The 949-nt window shown below is 68.8% G+C and carries 1 protein-coding gene; it reads left to right on the forward strand.

Translation table 11 applies throughout. The features are described 5' to 3' along the window. Positions 1–98: 98 nt before the first annotated feature. Positions 99–949, forward strand: an 851-nt coding sequence (locus QZH66_RS17035) for an isocitrate lyase/PEP mutase family protein (RefSeq protein ID WP_305807035.1), incomplete at its 3' end; no start/stop codon positions are given.

Consider the following 949-nt stretch of genomic DNA (forward strand, 5'->3'; position numbering starts at 1 on the left):
CTGATGCGCGGCGAGGTGCTGGTGCCCGCAGCTGTCTGGGACGGCGTTCCCTCCCCATCAACACCCGGCCCGCCGGACTCCACTTTTTGAGCGACTCCATGAACACCAAACAACAACTGCGCGCCCTGGCGCAAGAGCGCCGCGGCGTCATCGTTCCCGGCGCCTTCAACGCCCTGTCGGCCCGCGTCGTCGCCGACCTGGGCTTCGAGGCCATCTACCTCACCGGCGCCGGCGTGACCAATATGTCATTCGGCCTGCCCGACCAGGCCTTCATGGGTTTGAGCGACATCGCCGAGCACACGGCGCGCATCCGCGACGCGGTCGAGCTGCCGCTGATCGTCGATGCCGACACCGGCTTTGGCAATGCGCTCAACACCTACCACGCGGTGCGCACGCTCGAGCGCGTGGGCGCCGACTGCATCCAGCTCGAAGACCAGGTCAGCCCCAAGCGCTGCGGCCATTTCAGCGGCAAGGAAGTCATCAGCACCGAGGAGATGCTGGGCAAGATCAAGGCCGCCGTCGATGCGCGCCGCGACCCCGACCTGCTCATCATGGCGCGCACCGATGCCTGCGCCACGCAGGGCTTCGAGGCGGCCGTGGAGCGCGCCCAGCGCTTCAGTGAGGCGGGTGCCGACATCCTGTTCGTCGAGGCCGTCACCACGGCCGACGAGATCCGCGCGCTGCCGCAGCGCCTGGCCAAGCCCCAGCTGATGAACATGGTGATCGGCGGCAAGACGCCGATCTTCAGCGCCGAGGAACTGGGCGGCCTGGGCTATGGCCTGGTGCTGTACGCCAACGCCGCGCTGCAGGGCGCCGTGGCCGGCATGCAGAAGGCGCTGACGGTGCTGCGCGACACGCAGCGCATCGACGAAGACCCGGCCCTGGTCGCGCCGTTTGCCGAGCGCCAGCGCCTGGTCGGCAAGCCGCAGTGGGATGCGCTGGAAGCCAA

Source organism: Stenotrophomonas sp. YIM B06876 (genome assembly GCF_030711595.1).
Classification (GTDB): Bacteria; Pseudomonadota; Gammaproteobacteria; order Xanthomonadales; family Xanthomonadaceae; genus Stenotrophomonas.